This is a genomic window from Mycobacterium sp., from assembly GCF_035274705.1.
Classification (GTDB): Bacteria; Actinomycetota; Actinomycetes; order Mycobacteriales; family Mycobacteriaceae; genus Mycobacterium.
This window is the reverse complement of sequence record NZ_DATENY010000004.1, coordinates 34902-52509: the sequence shown is the minus strand read 5'-3', so window position 1 is coordinate 52509 and position 17608 is coordinate 34902. Positions and strand designations below refer to the sequence as shown.

The window sequence follows — 17608 nt, the reverse complement described above, 5'->3', positions numbered from 1 at the left end:
ATTCGCTCAAGAGCGTTGAGAAATAGGGTGTTTCCCTATACGTGGACCGTCTAGGTTTTGTACGTCGACGTTCTAGGTTTTGCTCATGCGCCGGCCAAGCTCGGCCCGCGACTTGATGCCTAACTTGCGGTAGATCCGCGCCAGATTCGCCTCGACCGTCTTGGGGCTGATGAACAGCGCGGTTGCGACGTCGCGGTTTTTCATGCCCGCGGCCGCCAGCTCTGCGACCCGTTGCTCGGACGGGGTTAGCTGCCCGGTCCGGCGTGGGCCGACGTTCGCGCGGACAAGTTCGGCGCGGGCGCGGTCGGCCCACAGCGGGACCGCCAGCTTCTCGAAGGTGTCGAACGCCTCCTGCAGGCTCTCCGACGCCGCCTCCTTGCGGCGCTGCCGCCGCTGAAGTTGCCCCAACAGCAACAGCGTTCGGGCCCTCTCGAACGGCATCGGCAGCCCTTCGTGTTCTGTCATCGCGCGCTGCGCGGTGCTACAGGCCGCATCGAGATCGCCGCGGGCGGCCAGCAACATGCTTCGCCCCCGGGCGCCGACGGCCCTCATCCAGGCACGGTCAAGCCGCTGGCCGTTGCGCTCGAGCGCCTCGACAAGGGGCTGCGCCTCGGCGAGCCTGCGCAACTGCACCAGGGCCTCGACCGCGTCGGGCAGAAACGCCGCGTTGGGAAGCTCGGTCGAGCTCCTCGCGGAGTCGAACTTGATGACCAGTGGCTGCAGCGTCACGGCCGCGGCCTGATAGTTGCCCAGCGACACTTCGAGGAATCCCAGCGCGGCAACAATCCGCTCGGCCATTCTGAACGAGCCTGTGCGCCTGCTGATTTCGAGCGCCTCACCCGCTGAGCGTCGCGCGTCGGCTTCGCGTCCGGCGTAGACGGCCAACTTGGCCCGCAGCCCGTGAGCCAGGAACATCGGCGTATCGCCGCCGAGCTGGCGCGCCCGCTCCATCGCATCCTCGGCGACCAGGTCGGCCTCCCCGAAGTCGCCGCGCCAGATGCTGCTGAGCACCACATGCTGCGCGAGGAAGATGAGCTCGCCCTCCTCACCTTTCTCCACACATCGACGCCGGATGGCTTGCAGCTCGCGGTGTCCTTCGTCGACTCGTCCGCTCCACGCCATCAGCAGGGCGCGCTGAACGGACGCGCGAAATACCAACGGCGTGAAGACCTCCGGGTCTTCCAGCCCAACCGCGCGCCGAAGGTTGACGTCATCCAGACCTTGCCCGTTGAGGAACCGAAGGATGGTCTGCATGCCCAAGGCCATGCTCAGCAGGTGGGGCTGGCCGAGCTGCTCGGCTTGCATCACCGCCCTGGTGATCGTCGCGACGCTCGCCTCTGTCTGGTTGGCGTTGAGCATCGAGTACGCCAAGGTGATCAATATCTGCACCCGCAGCGGGCTGTCGGGTTCCGCCTCGCTCAGCGCGCGCTGCAGCAAGCGGGTGCCCTCGAAAAAGCCGTCGCCGTAAAGCCGCACGACGGCAAGTCGGCTCAATGCTTCCGCTCGCAGGTTGCCGGGTGACAACAGCTCGATCGTCTCCTCGAGCACAGCGCGCGCCACTTCCTGGTCACCGGCGTCGAAGTGATGCAGGGCAGACCGAAGCCGGCGGTCGGCTGTATCACCGCCGAGCCCGATCGCGAGGTCTACCAGCTCGGCGGCCGCTTCCGGCGCACCACGCCTGCGCGCCGACTCCGCCGCCTGATCGAGTGCCTTCAGTGTCAGCGGGTCGCCGCTCGTCGCGGCCAGCGCCAGGTGCCTTGCCCGCAACTCCGGCTCATCGATGATCTGCGCTAGCCGCCGATGCATCGTGCGCCGCTGCCCCGGCAGGGCCTCGGTGTACACGCCACGTGCCAGCAGCGGGTGCGCGAACTGGATCCGATGCCCGTCGATCGCGATAATGCCCTTGCTCTCAGCATTTTCCAGGATTTCGACCAGCCGGTCGTCGTCGCTGATCGTCGCACTCGAAACCAGCTCCACGGTGGGGGAGGCGACGCACGACGCGGCGAGCAGGGCGTCGTGTACATCAGGATCAAGATTGCCGATCCGTGCCCGCACAACGTCGGCCAGCGTGCGCGGTAGCGATGTCTCGACCGCCGGCGCGTGTTCGTCGATGGCCCGCGCCAATTCGATGGCATAGAACGGGTTTCCGCCGGAGACTTCATGGATGCGCCCCATCGTCGTGCGCGAAAACGACCGGTGCAGCCGCGCCGAGACTGCGACCTTGAGGTCATGAATACCCATCGGGTGCAACCCAATTCGATTGAAGGCATCGGGCCGCGGCATCTGCAGCCAGTCGGCGCCTCTTCCGCGCCCGGTGTCGGTACGCATCGTGACGAGTACTCCCGCCGGCCCGGTGAGGCGCCGTGCCGCGAATGCCATCACATGCATGCTCGAGGGGTCGATCCACTGAATGTCGTCGATCGCCACCACAACCGGACCGTCGTCGCTGAGCCGTTCAACGACTGACAGGAATGCCGCCGCCACCGCACGCTGGTCCGTCGCAGCGCCGTTGTCCGCGCGCAACATCACCTTGTCGACGGCCAGTTGCTGGGGCTCGGGCAGATCCGACCACGCCCACTCCTCCACGCCGTCCAGCAGATCCGCCAGCACCGTATAGGCGAGCACAGACTCAGCGGCCGCGGCTCGCGCCGACAACACCCGGAATCCGCGCTCTCGTGCCTGCTCCAGCGCAGTTAACCACAGGGTGGTCTTGCCGATGCCGGCCTCACCTTCGATCAGCAACGCCGATGGCTCGCGAGCCGCCGAGGCCAGGAAGGACCGAACCGTCCGAGCCTCAGTCGGACGGGTTGGTGAGCCCAACCCCGGCATAATCAAGAGAATTCCAGCTAACGGCCCAGCAGTCCATAGTTTGGCTGAAATCAAATACTGAACGCTTGCTGGCAACATTCGTGGCGGTATGTTTACCCGCTACGTGCCAGTCTTACCCATTCGACGTCCGAGTTCGGCCCGCGACCGGATGCCCAGCTTGCGATAGATGCGTGCAAGCGTGGCCTCGACGGTCTTGGGGCTGATGAACAACAGGCCCGCCACCCCACGATTGGTCATTCCCGACGCCGCGAGCTCCGCTACTCGCCGTTCGGCGGCGGTGAGAGCGTCGGGCGCATGCGGTCTGCGGTCAGCGCGTGCGAGTTCGGCACGGGCACGATCGGCCCACAACGGAGTGTCAAGCTGCTCGAACACCATGAGGGCCTCGCGCAGCGTGGCTGTCGCCTCTTTGTTCCGTAGTCGATGCTGAAGCTGACCCAGGACCAGCTGGGTCCGTGCACGCTCAAACGGCATCGCCAGCCGATCGTGTTCGGCCATCGCTCGCTGCGCACTCTGCATCGCCGCTTCCACATCGCCGCGCGCCGCCAGCACCAGCGCCCGGCAGCGGGCGCCGACCGCCAGCATCCAGGCGCGATCCAGCCGGCGTCCGTTGCGTTGAAGTGCGTCGGCAAGCGGCTCGGCGTCATCGACCCGGCCCAACTCCACGTAAGCCTCCACCGCGTCGGGGATGAACGACGCCGCAACAATCTCCGTCGACTCCGGCACCGCTTGATGCATCGCCAGCAACGGCTGCAAGGCGCTTAGCGCGGCATCCCAATTGCCGAGCGAGATCTCGAGGAAGCCCAGCCCCGTGATCACCCACTCCGCCAGCCGGCGCGAGCTGCTTCGTTCACTCGCAGCCAGCGCGCCGGCCACCGCTTGACGGGCTTGTGGTTCATGGCCGGCAAATATTTCCAGCCACGTGCGCAGTATCAGCGCAGCGAACAGCGGGACGTCGCCTCCGAGTTGCAATGCTCGTTCCATCGCGTCTTCGGCGACCAGGTTGGCCTCGGCGAAGTCGCCGCGCCACATCGTGTTGAGGCCGATGTAGAAGACGACAAGGATGAGATCGCCTTCTTCGCCCTCCTCGAAGCAGCGGCGCTGGATCGCCCGCATCTCCCAGTAGGCCCGCTCCTGCTGGCCGGTCCAGTCGAGCAGCAGCGCATTGAGCAGAGTTGGCCGGATGGCCATCGGCGTGCGTTTCGCGGGGTCCTCGAGTTCGAGCGCACGCCGCAGGCTCACCTCGTCGACGCCGTCGCCGTGAAGGAAGCCCAACATCACCCGCACGCCGAGCGCTTGGCTGAGCAGGTCCGATTGGCCTAGCCGTTCGGCATCGGCGACGGCCTCCCGCGCCTTGACTCCGCCGGCTTCCGGTTGGCCGATGTTGAACAGGGCGTACGCGGAAAGGCTCAACATCTGAACCCGTTGAGCAAGATCGACGTCCGGCTCGTCGAGCGCCCGCTGTAACAATCCGGCCGCCTCGAGATAGCCGTCGGCATGCAATCGCACCCTGGCGAGCGTGCATAACGCGTCCGCCCTAAGCCGACCGGGTGTCATGCCCGCGATGGTCTCTTCGAGCATCGCGGCTGCCCGGCCAGGGTCGCCGGCGTCGAAATAGCATGTCGCCAAACGTATCCGGCGTTCCGGTGTGTCACCGCCTAGGCTGATCGCCAGATTCAGCAAGTCGGCCGCCGCTACGGGGGCGCCGCGCCGCAGTGCCGATTCCGCGGCCTCATCGAGTGCGCCAAGGGTGGCAGGGTCGTCACTCGTCGACGCCAGCGCCAGGTGGCGGGCCCGCAATTCGGGTTCATCGACGATCGTCGCGAGCCGACGGTGCATCACGCGGCGCCGCGCTTCGGATGAGTCGGTGTAGACCCCCCGCGCAAGAAGCGGATGCGCGAAGCGCACCCGGTTGCCATCGATGGCGACGATGCCCTTTTCCTCAGCGTCCTCAAGCAGGTCGACCAATCGGTCGGGGTTCGTTTCAGTGGCGAGCGATATGACGTCGACCGTCGGTGCGGACAAGCAGGACGCTGCAAGCAGGGCATCGTTGACGTCGGGACGAAGCCCGCCGATCCTTGCCCGGACCAAGGCGGACAGACTGCGGGGCAGCGAGATCTCACCGTCAGGCATTCGCTCGTCAAGCGTCCGCGCTAGTTCGATGGCGTAGAACGGGTTTCCGCCGGAGGTCTCGTGAATGCGCACCAGAGCCGGCCTGGGGATCGACCGGCCAAGGTTCTGTATAACGACGTTGTGCAGTGCGCCAACGGTCAAGGGGTGAAGGTGAATTCGAGCGATCATGTCGGGGCGGGGCATCTGCAGCCAGGCCGCGGTGGCGCCGCCGTCCGTATCGGTGCGCGCGGCGCCGAGGAAGCCGACGGGGCCCGAAAGCCGGCGTGCCGCGAATTCCATGACGTGCACGCTCGACGGGTCGAGCCACTGCATGTCGTCGACCGCCAGCAGCACCGGTCCGTCATCCGTCAGCCGCTCGATGACCGAAAGGAAGGCCGCCGCAACGGCGCGCTGGTCGGTAGCCGAGCCGGCGTGCGCGTCAAGCAAGACCTCGTCGATCGCAACGCGCTGCGGACTCGGTAGATCAGCCCAGGTGATCGGATCGACGTCGGCAAGCAAGTCGGCCAATGATGTGTATGCCAGGACGGACTCTGTGCCCGAGGCACGCGCTGACAACACCCGAAAGCCAAGCTGATGCGCCTGCTGCAGCGCGAATGTCCACAGAGTCGTCTTGCCTATGCCCGGTTCGCCTTCGATCACCATCGCCGACGGCGCGCTCGACGCCGACCTCAAAAACTCGCCGACTGCTCTTTCCTCAACGGGGCGAGCCGCCATGCGATCGGGCATGAAACGAGAATCGCAGCTATCGGCCCACGCTGGGCGAATATGGGGCACGTAGCGGTCAACGAGGCGCAGACAGCACCGGTACGGTCTAGATGTCGCCGTCCTTGACCTTGGCCATGGCCAAGACGTCGAGGCGCTTGTCGAGTTCCTCGAGTGACAACTTGTCGCCGATCAGACCCCGGTCGATGACCGTCTGGCGAATGGTCTTCTTCTCCTTCAGCGCCTGCTTGGCGACCGCGGCGGCCTCCTCGTAGCCAATCGCGGAGTTCAGCGGTGTCACGATCGACGGCGACGACTCGGCGAGCTCGCGCAGCCGCCCTTCGTTGGCGACCAGGCCGTCGATGCACCGCTCGGCGAACAGCCTGGCGACGTTCGTCAGGATCTTGAACGACTCCAGCAGGTTGCGGGCCATCATCGGGATGTACACGTTGAGTTCAAAGGCACCGGACGCGCCACCAAATGCGATCGCGGCGTCGTTACCGATCACCTGCGCGGCCACCTGCGTAACCGCCTCCGGGATAACAGGATTGACCTTGCCCGGCATGATCGAGCTTCCCGGCTGCAAATCTGGCAGCTGAATCTCGCCGAGACCGGTCAGCGGACCCGAGCCCATCCACCGGATGTCGTTGGCGATCTTGGTCAGCGACACCGCGATCGTGCGCAGTGCACCCGACGCCTCGACCAGCCCGTCGCGCGCCGCCTGCGCCTCGAAAGAGTTGACGGCCGTGCGTAATTCGGCCAAGTCGGTCTGCGACACCAGCACGTCGACGACCTTCGGGCCGAAGCCGTCGGGCGCGTTCAGGCCGGTGCCGACGGCCGTGCCGCCGATGGCGAGTTCGCCCAACCGCGGCAGCGTGGCCTTGACCCGTTCGATGCCGGCTTCGACCTGACGGGCATAGCCGGAGAACTCCTGGCCGAGTGTCACCGGCACCGCGTCCATCAGATGCGTACGGCCGGACTTGACCACGGTGTGCCACTGCCGCGCCTTGCCGGCCAGCGACTCGTGCAGCACCTCGAGAGCCGGAATCAGGTGGCGCACAGCGGCTTCGGTGGCCGCGATGTGCGTCGCGGTCGGGAACGTGTCGTTGGACGACTGCGACATGTTGACATCGTCGTTGGGGTGGACATTGACGGGCGGGGTCGCCGTTGCCGCAATACCGGCGATCACCTCGTTGGTGTTCATGTTCGAGCTGGTACCCGACCCGGTCTGGAACACATCGATCGGGAACTGATCGTCGTGCAGGCCGTCGGCGATCTCACCAGCCGCGGCGATGATCGCGTCGGCCTTCTCCGGCGCAAGCAAACCAAGGTCCTTATTCACTTGGGCGCACGCGCCTTTGAGCAGTCCGAGCGCTCGGATCTGCGCGCGCTCCAGCCCCCGGCCGGAGATCGGGAAGTTCTCCACCGCCCGCTGCGTCTGCGCGCGCCACAGCGCGGTGATGGGCACCCGGACCTCGCCCATGGTGTCGTGCTCGATGCGGTATTCGACGTCGTTATCGACGCTCATATGTGTTGTTCCTCGCTAGTTGTCGGTTACGGCAGCGGGTAGACGGCGTTGCTGTCGCCGGTGAAGTCGATCGCGGAGTACTCATTGAGCTTCGACAGCCGGTGGTATGCCTCGATCATCCGAACCGTGCCGGACTTCGACCGCATGACGATCGACTGCGTGGTGCAGCCGCCGCCGTAGAAGTGCACTCCCTTGAGCAGGTCGCCGTCGGTCACACCGGTGGCGCAGAAGAAGATGTTGTCCCCGGACACGAGGTCCTCGGTCATGAGAACTTGGTCGAGGTCATAACCGGCGTCGATGGCCTTCTGGCGTTCCTCGTCGTCCTTCGGCGCGAGCTGACCCTGGATTGCACCACCCATGCAGCGGATCGCGGCCGCGGCAATGATGCCCTCGGGAGTGCCGCCGATACCGACGAGCAGATCGGTGCTCGTGTTCGGGCGGCACGCCGAGATCGCGCCGGCCACGTCGCCGTCGGAAATCAGCCTGCACCGAGCGCCGGCGGCGCGGACGTCGGCGATCAGCTGTTCGTGCCGCTGCCGGTCCAGGATGCAAACCGTCAAATCCGACACGGACACGTTCTTGGCCTTGGCGACCCGGCGGATGTTCTCGCCGATCGGGGCGGTGATGTCGATGGCGTCGACCGCATCAGGTCCGACGGCGATCTTGTTCATGTAGAACACCGCCGACGGGTCGTACATGGTCCCGCGCTCAGACACCGCCAGCACCGAGATCGCGTTGGCCAGCCCTTTGCTCATCAATGTGGTGCCGTCGATCGGGTCGACGGCGAAGTCGCAGTCGGGGCCGTCGCCGTTGCCGACCTCTTCGCCGTTGTAGAGCATCGGCGCGTTGTCCTTCTCGCCCTCGCCGATCACCACGATCCCGCGCATCGACACTGTGTTGACCAGCTCACGCATGGCGTCAACCGCCGCGCCGTCGCCGCCTTCCTTGTCGCCGCGGCCGACCCAGCGGCCGGCAGCCATCGCGCCGGCTTCGGTGACCCGCACGAGCTCCAGGGCGAGGTTGCGATCTGGGGCTTCCCCCCGTGACGGTTTCATGCGCCGATTGTCCCAGAACGGGTTCGCGGATTGAGAGCTGGGATACTGGTGATGTGAGTGGCCAGCCGCAACCCAGCCCGAATGTCGCCGCCCAGGCGGCTCCGGCACCCAAGCCTGCCAAGCCGCGGCTGCTCCAGGACGGCCGCGACATGTTTTGGTCGATCGCGCCGCTGGTGATCGCCTGCATCGTGCTGGCAGGGCTCCTCGGTATGTGCTCGTTTCAGCCGAGCGGGCCCGGCAAGAGTCCTGCACCGTCGTATGACGCTCCGGCCGCGCTGAAGGCCGATGCAGACGCCCTGCACATTCCGATCCGACTACCGCAGCTGCCGGAGAGCTGGCGGTCCAACTCGGGCAGCCGCAAGGGGATCGACGGCGGGCGCACAGACCCGTCGGGCCAGCCGACCCGCGCGGTCAGCTCGACCGTCGGCTACCTGACGCCCAGCGGGATGTATCTGGCCCTGACGCAGAGCAACGCCGACGAGGACAAGCTGGTGGCGTCCATCAGCGCCGATCTGGTGCCGACCGGTGCGCAGGACGTGAACGGCGTCAAGTGGGTGGTCTACGACGGCGACGAGCAGGACGGACGGCCCGCCGAACCGGTGTGGACGACGCGGCTGAACGGTCCAGGCGGCCCAGCGCAGATTGCGATAACAGGCGCCGCGGGTACGGACGAGTACCGTACGCTTGCAGCGGCGACGCAGGGCCAGTCGCCATTGCCTGCCAAATAGGAGTCGTCATGACCGCGCCTGACCCCAATGTCGCCGACCCGGCGGCTCCGGAAGCCGACCTGGCCGGATGGACCGCCTCGCCGTTTTCGGCGGCCGGGTACACCTACGACGTCTATCGCAAGGGCGAGGGCCCAGGCGTAGTGCTGATCCCCGAGATGCCCGGCATTCACCCCGGCGTGCTGGGGTTGGGTAATCATTTGGTGGACAACGGATTCACCGTGGCCTGTCCGTCGCTGTACGGCACGCCGGGCGCGCCGGGTATCCGGCCGGGCGCGGTGCCGGTGATGCTGCGCGGTTGTGTGGCAAAGGAATTCGCGGCGTTCGCAACGAACGCGGACCGTCCGGTAGCTCACTACCTGCGCGCGTTGGCCCGCGACCTCAACGAGAAGACGCCGGGAAAGGGCGTCGGGGTGATCGGCCAGTGTTGGAGTGGCGGTTTCGCGCTCGCGGCCGCGGTCGACGACAGCGTGCTGGCGCCGGTGCTGAGCCAGCCGTCGCTGCCGATCGGGTTGACCGCGAAGCAGCGAAGCGATCCCGGCCTATCCGAAGCGGAGCTGAAGATCGTCGAGCAGCGAGCCGCCAACGAGGGACTGTGCGCGCTGGGCCTGCGGTTCAGTGAAGACCCTCTGTCGCCGGGCGCGCGGTTCAAGACGCTCAAGGACCGGCTCGGCGACGCGTTCGAGATCATCGAGATCAACTCGAAGAAGGGCAATGAGCACGGCTTCGGCAAGATGGCCCACTCGGTGTTGACCTTGGAGGTCCGCGAGGTCGACCTGCACCCCGCCTATGAGGCGCGCAAACGCGTCGTCGAATTCCTCAATGAGCGCCTGAAGTAGGCGACGCCGACCGGCCCTCACGTTTGCCGCGGCTTGAACCGTCGCGCAAACCATTCGAAAAGCCTTCCCCGCTTGGGTTTTTCGTCGTCGTCATCGGGTCGATCCATGGGAACGCCTTTGTACACCGCCAGATAGACGCTGATGGTGGTGACGATGACGATCATCAGGACTGGGCCGACAATGATGCCCCATGCGCCGAACATGGTGATACCCGCGAACACGGCGAGCAACATCAGCGCCGGGTCGAGGCGTGCTTCACGCGGCACCAGGAACGGGCGCAGGACGTTGTCGATGTTCGTCACCACCAACAGATGCCAGACGATGATGAACACGCCGCCAAAGATGTTGCCGAAGAACATCATTCCTATGCCGAACGGAATCGTCACGATGCCTCCGCCGAGCGGGATGATCGACAGCGCGGTCAGCAGGATCGCGAAGATGAAGAATCCCTTGTGAAACCCGGCGATATAGATGGACGCCGCCCCGGCGGCACCCTGACACAAGGCGATGACGAACTGGCCGCGGACGGTGGCACGCACCATCGCGCCCATCTTGCCCAGGTACAGGTCGGTGGCCTCTTCGCCCAGCGGGTTGAGCTGGCTGATCAGCGTGCGCACCTTGTCGCTATTGAGCAACAACGAAATGAACACGTAGAGGAACAAGATCGCCGCGGTGACTGCGCCGAAGACGCTTCCGGCCGCCGCCTGCAAGAAACCCAGCGCCCATTGGCCGACGTGTTGGGCGGCGCTGGCGATCCAGCCTCGCACCGAATCTGCGGTGACGTGAACATTGTTGGCGAAGGGAAGCCGCGCGAGGAACTCGTTGACCACCTGCAGCGCCCTGTCACCGAGCGCGCCGACGTCGGTGCTGCCGATCCAGTCGGAGACGCTTTTCACCATGCGGCTGATCTGGACCACCGCTAGGAGCACCAGCAGGCTGAGGGGGATGATGACCGACGCGATCGCCGCCAGCAGGGTCAGCGCGGCCGACAGCCCCCTGCTGAATCGGTTGTTGAGCCAGTTGAACAGCGGCGTGAACAGGTAGGCCGCGATGGCCGCCACCACGATCAGCATGAAATAGCCGCGCAGGAAGTACGCGCCGAACGCGATGGCTATCACCGTGCAGACGGCGAGCGCGCGCTTCTGCGTCACCGTGAATTCGGTATCCATGCGAAGACGTTAGCCAGGCTGCGGGGCGCGAAAGGCCTATTTGCTCAGTGGATCTGCGAGCGAGAGGCGGCCTGGCTGGCGCGCTGCCGTTCGATGAAGCCGATCGACATCCGTTGCATCAGACCCGGCGACAGCCGGGCGAATAGCCACTGGGCATGCGCGAGACGCGGTTTCACCAATATCGCCTTGTTGCGTTCGATGGCCCGCAACGTGTCCCGGGCCAGCCGGTCGGGGTCGTATGCGGTCTTGACGCCCTGGCCTTGAAGGAAGTAATTCCGGCCGACGAAACCGCCGAGCGCGCCCTTGTCGAGGATCGGCGTCTCGACCGCAGAGGGACAGACCACCAAGACGCCGACTCCTCGGGCGACTGCTTCGGAGCGCAACGCCAGCGAAAGTCCGACGACTGCGTGTTTGGTGGTCACGTAGCTGGTGATCTGTCCGGCCGCGGTCAGCCCCGCCATCGATGCGGTGTTGATGATGTGCCCATGGCCTTGGCGGACCATCAGCGGGTAGGCCGCCGCGACACCGTGGACCACGCCGCGGATGTTGACGTCGATGATCGCGTTCCACTGGTCGAGCGTCAGTAGCTCGGTATCGCCGCCCCAGACGATGCCTGCGTTGTTGAACATCAGGTCCAGGCGGCCGGCTCGGTCGACGACCTCGTCGACGGCGGCCTGCACTGCGGCGGCGTCGGTGACGTCCAGGCGGGCCGGGCGCGCGTTGGCGCCGAGCGCCTCGGCCGTGCTGGCCGCAGCGTCGCCGTCGATGTCGGTGCACACGACATGCGCGCCAGCTGCCGCCAGCGCGCGGCACAGCGCAGCCCCGATGCCCGATCCTGCGCCGGTGACGATCGCCTGCTTGCCATCGAAACTCATGGCCTTCGGCTCTTCGCCCAAGAGGCTCATCCCGCAGCCTCCGCGAGCTTCATGACATGGCTGAGGATGTCGGGGTAGCGCTTCAGGTGTGCGCCGCCGTTGAGGTCGAGCACCTCACCGGTCAGCCATGACGCCGCAGGAGAACACAGATACAGCACCGCGTTGGCGATGTCCTCGGGCGTGCCCGCCCGCCCGAGCGCGGTGTTCTCCAGATACTCCTCGACCACACCGGGGATTGCGGCGGCCGGCTCGGTGAGCGGAGTGTGGACGAAACCGGGCGCGACGGCGTTGACCCGAATTCCCCGCGGCCCCATCTCCAGAGCGGCGACTTCGGTGAGCATCGACAGTCCGGCCTTGGCCGCGCAGTAGGCGCTCATGCCGGCCGCAGGCTGACGCCCGTTGAGTGAGCTGATCGAGACGAGCGCGCCACCGGGACGAAGATTGCGGCCGGCGTGCTTGGCGACGATGAACGCACCGGTGAGACACACGTCGACGACCTCGCGGAACTGGTCGACGGGCATGTCGGTGATCAGCCCGACATTGGAGAACCCCGCGCAGTTGACGACCACATCCAGTGGACCGATCTGCTCGAAAAGCCGTTGCACCGAGTCCTCGGCGGTGACATCGACGTGTGCGGCGGTATGCGGGTCGCCCAGTTCGGCCGCCCTGTTGCGTGCGCCGTCGATGTTGCGATCGGCCACCGTGACGCGGCAGTCGTCGGCGGCCAATGCCCGCGCCGTGGCCCAGCCGATGCCGGATGCTCCACCGATGACCACCGCGATTCGTTGAGTGCTCATCCAGGCCCTTCGACGACGGAACTAGAACGCGTTCCAACCTCACACCCGCGGAAGGAAAGTGCAATAGCCGGATTTGGCAGACTCGAGCCGTGACCGATTTGAAGCTGTCGGATTCGATCTTCGTGTCAGTGACGCCAGACGACCTGTATGCGCTGGTGTCGGACGTGACCAGGATGGGCGAGTGGAGCCCGGTCTGCAAGGCCTGTTGGTGGGACGACGGAGCCGGCCCGCAGGTTGGTGCTTGGTTCACCGGACGCAACGTCACCCCGGAGCGGACGTGGGAGGCGCGCTGCCAGGTGGTGGCCGCCGATCCCCGTCGTGAATTCGCGTGGGAAGTCAACAACGGCTGGGTGTATTGGGGCTATACCTTCGAACCCGAGAACGGCGGCACCCGGCTGACCGAGTCGTGGGAGTTCCTGCCGCCCGGCATCGCCGGGTTCCGCGAACGCTTCGGTACGCAGGCCGATTTCGAGATCGACAAGCGGCGCGAGGGGGCTAAGTCTGGTATCGCCGCGACGTTGGCGGCGATCAAGAAGACGGCAGAAGCCCGCTAGCGCCTGGCGCGCGAACGTTCCTTACCGCTCGAATATTCGGCCAAATTCTCGAGCGGTAAGGAACGTTCGGCCGCAAGTCACCGCCTGATGCAGCGGAAACCGATGTGGCTCATGCCCGTGTCGACGGGCTGGGGCCGACGCGCGGCGGGTCGGTAGCGCAGGCAGTAGTCGTCCGCGCAGAGGAACGAGCCGCCCTTGATGACCCTGCGCGGCACCTGAAATTGCGGTTGCCGCGGGTCGTAGCTTCCGGCCTCGCAGCAGGGGTCGCCGGCGCGGGTGTCGGCATACCAGTCGGTGGTCCACTCCCAGACGTTGCCCGCCGTATCGAACACCCCGTAGGCGTTGGCCGGGAAGCTGCCGACGGCGGTGGTGCGGCCGTATCCGCGCTCGGGGCGCCACGGGAAGTCGCCGTGCCAGTAGTTGGCCAGACGCTGCCCGGGCTGCTCGGGTTCGTCTCCCCAAACGTAGGTGGTGTGCTCGAGCCCGCCGCGGGCCGCGGTCTCCCACTCCGCTTCGGTCGGCAGGGCCAGGCCGGCCCACATCGCGTACGCGTCGGCGTCCTCGTATGCGACGTGCACGACCGGATGATCGGCTCGTTTGTCGATCGACGAGGTCGGGCCGACGGGGTGGCGCCATGACGCGCCCGGCGTCCACGTCCACCACAGATTGAGGTGACGCAGGTCGACCGGACCCGCAGTGCGGGTGAACACCATCGAACCCGGCTGCAGGTTCTGCGCGGGTGCGCCCGGATAGTCTTCAGGATTCAGCGGACGCTCGGCGACCGTGAGATAGCCAGTGGCTGTGACGAATTCGGCGAATTCAGCGTTGGTCACGGGATAGGTATGGATCCAGAACCCGTCGACGCTGACCGAGTGTGCCGGCCCCTCCTCGGCGTAGTGTTGATCGGATCCCAGAACTGCGGTCTGCGCGGGAATCCACACGAGTTCATTGGTCAAAGACGCGTGTCCAGTCATCGCGCATGCTGACCACGGTCCAGCCGTCCTTCGCCGCCTGCGCCAAAGCCTTCTCTGCGCCTGCGGTGTAATCGAATTCGCGATCGGCATCGTCATGCAGAATCAAGAGGCGCATGCCGCTGGTGAACTCCAGCATTTCGATGTCGCCGTTGGAGTTGCCTGCGGCCAGAATCGGCCGGCGACCGATCCTGCTCCACAGCCGCACCGGTTTCATCGGGCCATCGTCGAGGAATTCCGGCTGCGAGGTGGTGAACAGTTGGCCATCCCGGTAATCCAGCCCCACCGAGCTGCCCACCACCCGCTCGGGCGGAATTCCATAGAGCTGACTGGTGATCGGACGCATGAAGTCGCGCCCGCCACCGGAGACGATGTAACACGTGAACCCGTTTTCCTCCAGGTAGCGCAGCAGCTCGACCATCGGCAGATACCCGCACGCCGTGTACGGCCGACCCAGCGTCGGGTGTTTGGCCGCGTCGAAGAATGCGCTCACCCGCTCACGGTGCTCCTCGACGCTGATCTCGTGATGAGCGGTAAGAATCGCTCCCACAAGGGGTTTGACGTCGGAGTCGTCGCCCTGGTAGTGCTTGGTGACGGCCTCGCCGAACCACTTCAGGTCACCCTCGGCCGCCGCTTTGTACGGCTGGCGCTCGAGCAGTGACGGATCGGCATCGGCTTGCTCGGCGAATCGGCGGATCAGGAAGTCGAGTTGGATGTACATCGGCTTCTCGCACCACAGCGTGCCGTCGTTGTCGAAAACCGCTACCCGCTCGTGCGGCGCAACGTAATCCGGGCCTCCTTCGGAAGTGACGCGGTCGACGAAGTCGATTATCGCCGACTTGGTGGGCCCGTTAGCCCAGGTGTCGAGTGCAATCAATCTCAGCCGCCCCGCGACGCGAGGAAATGCTGCAGCTGCTCCACCGCGTGATTGATGGTGAACGACGCGGGTTCCCGCCGCGGCGGAAACTCCTTGAACGTCTCCAGGAACTGGGTCACTATCGCAACACCGTAGAACGCGATGAAATCCTTTCCCAGGAACCAGTCCCAATAAGTGTTCGAGGTAACGTCCGCGTGCTCGAACGGATCGGTCCGCAGGTTGAACAGCTTTGGCGCCCGCAGTGGGGTGAAGGGCTCAAACCATATCTGCAGGGTGCCCCTGCACCGTTGCTCCATGAAGACGATCTTCCAGTTCTCGAACCGAAGCCCGAGTACGTCGCAGTCGTCTGAGAAGTAGATCATGCCGCGGCGTGGGCTCTTGTCGACTTCGCCGGTCAGATAGGGCAGAAGGTTGTAACCGTCGATATGAACTTTGAAGTCCCTGTTACCGGCCTTGTAGCCCTTCTTGAGCTTTTCGACGACGTCCGGCTCGCCCGCTGCTGCCAGGAAGGTCGGCAGCCAGTCGTGGTGCTGGACAATGTCATTCGAAACCACGCCGGCCGCAATCTTGCCCGGCCACCGAATTACCTCCGGGATCCGAAACGCCCCCTCCCAGTTAGTGTTCTTCTCACTGCGGAACGGGGTGGTCGCGCCGTCGGGCCAGCTGTTCGCGTGCGGACCGTTGTCGGTGCTGTAGATGACGATGGTGTCCTCGGCGATGCCGAGCTCGTCGACCAAATCGAGCAACTGCCCGACGTTGCGGTCATGGTCGATCATCGTGTCGTGGTAGGGCGACTGCCAGCGGCCGGCCTGGCCAAGGCTCTCAGGCTTGGTATGGGTCCGGAAATGCATGTGCGTCATGTTCATCCACACGAAGAACGGCGTTTTCGCCTCGTGCTGTCGCTTGATGAAGTCGATGCACGCCTCTGTGGTCTCGTCGTCGACGGTCTCCATCCGCTTCTTGGTCAGCGGACCGGTGTCCTCGACGCGTTGTTTGCCCAGTGGTCCGTACCGCTCGTCGACCTCGCCGGCGTCCTCCTCAGTGGCCCAGGAGTGGATGACACCGCGCGGCAGCAGTGCTGCCCGAAGCACTGGCGCCTCCTCCGCGGTGGGGTAGTCGGGGTCCTCCGGCTCTTCTTCGGCATTGAGGTGATAGAGGTTCCCGAAGAACTCGTCGAAGCCATGCGCCGTCGGCAGGTACTTGTTCAGGTCGCCGAGGTGGTTCTTGCCGAACTGGCCGGTGGCATAGCCGAGAGGTTTGAGCAGCTCGGCGATCGTCGGGTCGTCAGGCGACATACCCACGTCGACACCCGGCATGCCCACCTTGCTCAATCCGGTTCGGTACACGCTTTGACCGCTGATAAAGGACGATCTGCCGGCGGTGCAGCTCTGCTCGCCGTAGGAATCGGTGAACCGCATGCCCTCGTTGGCGATGCGGTCGATGTTCGGGGTGCGATAGCCCATCAAGCCGTCGCTGTAGCAACTCAGGTTGGTGATGCCGATGTCGTCGCCCCAGATGACCAGAATGTTCGGCTTCCCGTTCGGCATGGCTGCTCCTTAACCAATTGACGTCTAGGTCGAAGCCTAGGAGCGTCACGTCGTTGCCATCCGGCATTTGGTCAACGATTCAGCGTCAATACATCTGGTGTGCGGCCGCCTAGCGGAGCACCCTGGTAACTGGAGGGTGATGGCGATGTACGACAAGGATCTGAGCAACAACTGGCACATCGAGATCGACTTCGACGAGGACGAGACCCACACGCATGCGAGGGTGCGCGCCAAGCGCGGCGACGGCGAGGCCGTCACCACGTTGGGAGACGCCTACCGCAACCCGAAAGACAGCAGCCAGCCGATGATCGGTGAGGAAATCGCGGCCGCGCGCGGGCTGATCGCGCTCGGCACCGAGCTGCTGCAGAGCGCGTCGTCACGGATCGAGCAGACCACGCACCACGCGGTGCACCTGTATCACTGAGCCGTGGCTCTGGCCGTCTGCCTGCTCTTCGACCGGCGATCCGAGCGGGCGGTGCGGGCGTTATGGGATCGGGTCGAAGAGCAGGGAGTGCCGAGCCTGCGCTCGCACACCCATGGTCGGCATGTCCCTCATGTGTCGTACGCGGTGCTGCGGCGCTGGGACCAAGCGGCCGTCGACGATGCGCTGGCCGGTCTAGACGGTGGTGAACCGGTTGAGCTGAGCTTCGACGGGGTCGGGCTGTTTCGGCGCGGCCGGACGTGGCTCCTTGCCGGGGTGAGCGCCGACTTCGTTGCGCGCCAACAGCGGGTGGTCGAGGCAGTGACCGCCACGGGAGCAGAACTGCACAAGCACTACCGGCCGGGTGTATGGCTGCCGCATTGCTCGCTGGCGCCGCGCGCCAGTCTGGCTCAGCTTCCGGTCGTGGTGGCCTCGGTGCTGGACGTGCTGCCGCTGAGGGCGCGGCTGGACCGGGCCGCATTGGTCAACAGCGCGACGGGTGAGATCAGCCCGCTGGCGGAGCTGCCCTAGCCGCGCGAACGTTCCTTACCACTCGAAAAAACGCGAAAACGTCGAGCGGTAAGGAACG

Annotated in this window: 15 protein-coding genes; 5 read left to right on the top strand and 10 right to left on the bottom strand. The window is 65.5% G+C overall.

The genetic code is table 11. From position 1 onward, the window contains the following. Positions 1-72: 72 nt before the first annotated feature. The 4 genes from VJV41_RS00750 to glpX form a co-directional block, all read right to left on the bottom strand. Positions 73-2829 (bottom strand): helix-turn-helix transcriptional regulator, encoded by a 2757-nt coding sequence (locus tag VJV41_RS00750; RefSeq protein WP_325330071.1) that lies wholly within the window; start codon positions 2827-2829, stop codon positions 73-75. Between the two features lie 99 nt (positions 2830-2928). Next, positions 2929-5685, bottom strand: coding sequence for an ATP-binding protein (locus VJV41_RS00745; RefSeq protein WP_325330069.1), 2757 nt, complete (start codon positions 5683-5685; stop codon positions 2929-2931). A gap of 85 nt (positions 5686-5770) precedes the next feature. Continuing rightward, positions 5771-7189 (bottom strand): class II fumarate hydratase, encoded by a 1419-nt coding sequence (locus VJV41_RS00740; RefSeq protein ID WP_325330067.1) that lies wholly within the window; start codon positions 7187-7189, stop codon positions 5771-5773. Between the two features lie 26 nt (positions 7190-7215). After that, positions 7216-8244 carry a class II fructose-bisphosphatase gene (gene glpX / locus VJV41_RS00735; protein ID WP_325330065.1) on the bottom strand — a complete coding sequence of 343 codons (1029 nt, stop codon included), beginning with the start codon at positions 8242-8244 and terminating at the stop codon, positions 7216-7218. A 53-nt stretch (positions 8245-8297) separates the two neighbouring features. Between glpX and VJV41_RS00730 the strand changes: the two genes are divergently transcribed. Further along, positions 8298-8972: a DUF4245 domain-containing protein gene (locus VJV41_RS00730; protein ID WP_325330063.1), complete on the top strand. Its 675-nt coding sequence runs from the start codon at positions 8298-8300 to the stop codon at positions 8970-8972. An 8-nt stretch (positions 8973-8980) separates the two neighbouring features. Beyond that, positions 8981-9808 (top strand): dienelactone hydrolase family protein, encoded by an 828-nt coding sequence (locus tag VJV41_RS00725; RefSeq protein WP_325330061.1) that lies wholly within the window; start codon positions 8981-8983, stop codon positions 9806-9808. Between the two features lie 17 nt (positions 9809-9825). Here the strand turns inward: VJV41_RS00725 and VJV41_RS00720 are convergent, their stop codons facing one another. From VJV41_RS00720 to VJV41_RS00710, 3 genes are read right to left on the bottom strand one after another with little or no spacing between them, the layout of a single operon-like run. After that, a complete protein-coding gene (locus tag VJV41_RS00720) occupies positions 9826-10977 on the bottom strand; it encodes an AI-2E family transporter (RefSeq protein ID WP_325330059.1) in 1152 nt (383 codons plus the stop codon). 44 nt (positions 10978-11021) lie between these two features. Next, entirely contained in the window at positions 11022-11852 is an 831-nt protein-coding gene (locus VJV41_RS00715; RefSeq protein ID WP_325330116.1) for an SDR family NAD(P)-dependent oxidoreductase, read from the bottom strand. Positions 11853-11878: 26 nt separating this feature from the next. Beyond that, on the bottom strand, positions 11879-12649 hold the full coding sequence (locus VJV41_RS00710; RefSeq protein ID WP_325330057.1) for an SDR family NAD(P)-dependent oxidoreductase: 771 nt from the start codon (positions 12647-12649) through the stop codon (positions 11879-11881). Positions 12650-12738: 89 nt separating this feature from the next. Here VJV41_RS00710 and VJV41_RS00705 point away from each other — a divergent pair, with 89 nt between their 5' ends. Further along, the gene (locus VJV41_RS00705) at positions 12739-13203 is read left to right on the top strand and encodes an SRPBCC family protein (protein WP_325330055.1); all 465 of its coding nucleotides are present in this window, start codon (positions 12739-12741) and stop codon (positions 13201-13203) included. Positions 13204-13280: 77 nt separating this feature from the next. Here VJV41_RS00705 and VJV41_RS00700 read toward each other — a convergent pair whose 3' ends face one another. Genes VJV41_RS00700 through VJV41_RS00690 form a run of 3 tightly spaced genes read right to left on the bottom strand, consistent with a single transcriptional unit; the run spans position 13281 to position 16598 of the window. Continuing rightward, complete coding sequence (locus VJV41_RS00700; protein ID WP_414684845.1) at positions 13281-14177, bottom strand: formylglycine-generating enzyme family protein; 897 nt, start codon at positions 14175-14177, stop codon at positions 13281-13283. Next, positions 14149-15051 (bottom strand): HAD family hydrolase, encoded by a 903-nt coding sequence (locus VJV41_RS00695; protein ID WP_325330053.1) that lies wholly within the window; start codon positions 15049-15051, stop codon positions 14149-14151. The genes VJV41_RS00700 and VJV41_RS00695 overlap by 29 nt, the downstream gene beginning before the upstream one ends. Before the next feature lie 2 nt (positions 15052-15053). Further along, entirely contained in the window at positions 15054-16598 is a 1545-nt protein-coding gene (locus VJV41_RS00690) for an arylsulfatase (protein ID WP_325330051.1), read from the bottom strand. Between the two features lie 145 nt (positions 16599-16743). Between VJV41_RS00690 and VJV41_RS00685 the strand changes: the two genes are divergently transcribed. Next, complete coding sequence (locus VJV41_RS00685; protein WP_325330049.1) at positions 16744-17022, top strand: DUF1876 domain-containing protein; 279 nt, start codon at positions 16744-16746, stop codon at positions 17020-17022. A gap of 3 nt (positions 17023-17025) precedes the next feature. Continuing rightward, entirely contained in the window at positions 17026-17550 is a 525-nt protein-coding gene (locus tag VJV41_RS00680; protein ID WP_325330047.1) for a 2'-5' RNA ligase family protein, read from the top strand. The last annotated feature ends 58 nt before the right edge of the window (positions 17551-17608 follow it).

Coding starts and splice junctions, on each gene's coding strand:
- glpX (WP_325330065.1), bottom strand. CDS start 8,244: ATGAAACCGTCACGGGGGGAAGCCCCAGATCGCAACCTCGCCCTGGAG.
- VJV41_RS00720 (WP_325330059.1), bottom strand. CDS start 10,977: ATGGATACCGAATTCACGGTGACGCAGAAGCGCGCGCTCGCCGTCTGC.
- VJV41_RS00710 (WP_325330057.1), bottom strand. CDS start 12,649: ATGAGCACTCAACGAATCGCGGTGGTCATCGGTGGAGCATCCGGCATC.
- VJV41_RS00725 (WP_325330061.1), top strand. CDS start 8,981: ATGACCGCGCCTGACCCCAATGTCGCCGACCCGGCGGCTCCGGAAGCC.
- VJV41_RS00700 (WP_414684845.1), bottom strand. CDS start 14,177: ATGACTGGACACGCGTCTTTGACCAATGAACTCGTGTGGATTCCCGCG.
- VJV41_RS00715 (WP_325330116.1), bottom strand. CDS start 11,852: ATGAGTTTCGATGGCAAGCAGGCGATCGTCACCGGCGCAGGATCGGGC.
- VJV41_RS00750 (WP_325330071.1), bottom strand. CDS start 2,829: ATGCCGGGGTTGGGCTCACCAACCCGTCCGACTGAGGCTCGGACGGTT.
- VJV41_RS00740 (WP_325330067.1), bottom strand. CDS start 7,189: ATGAGCGTCGATAACGACGTCGAATACCGCATCGAGCACGACACCATG.
- VJV41_RS00745 (WP_325330069.1), bottom strand. CDS start 5,685: ATGCCCGATCGCATGGCGGCTCGCCCCGTTGAGGAAAGAGCAGTCGGC.
- VJV41_RS00685 (WP_325330049.1), top strand. CDS start 16,744: ATGTACGACAAGGATCTGAGCAACAACTGGCACATCGAGATCGACTTC.
- VJV41_RS00690 (WP_325330051.1), bottom strand. CDS start 16,598: ATGCCGAACGGGAAGCCGAACATTCTGGTCATCTGGGGCGACGACATC.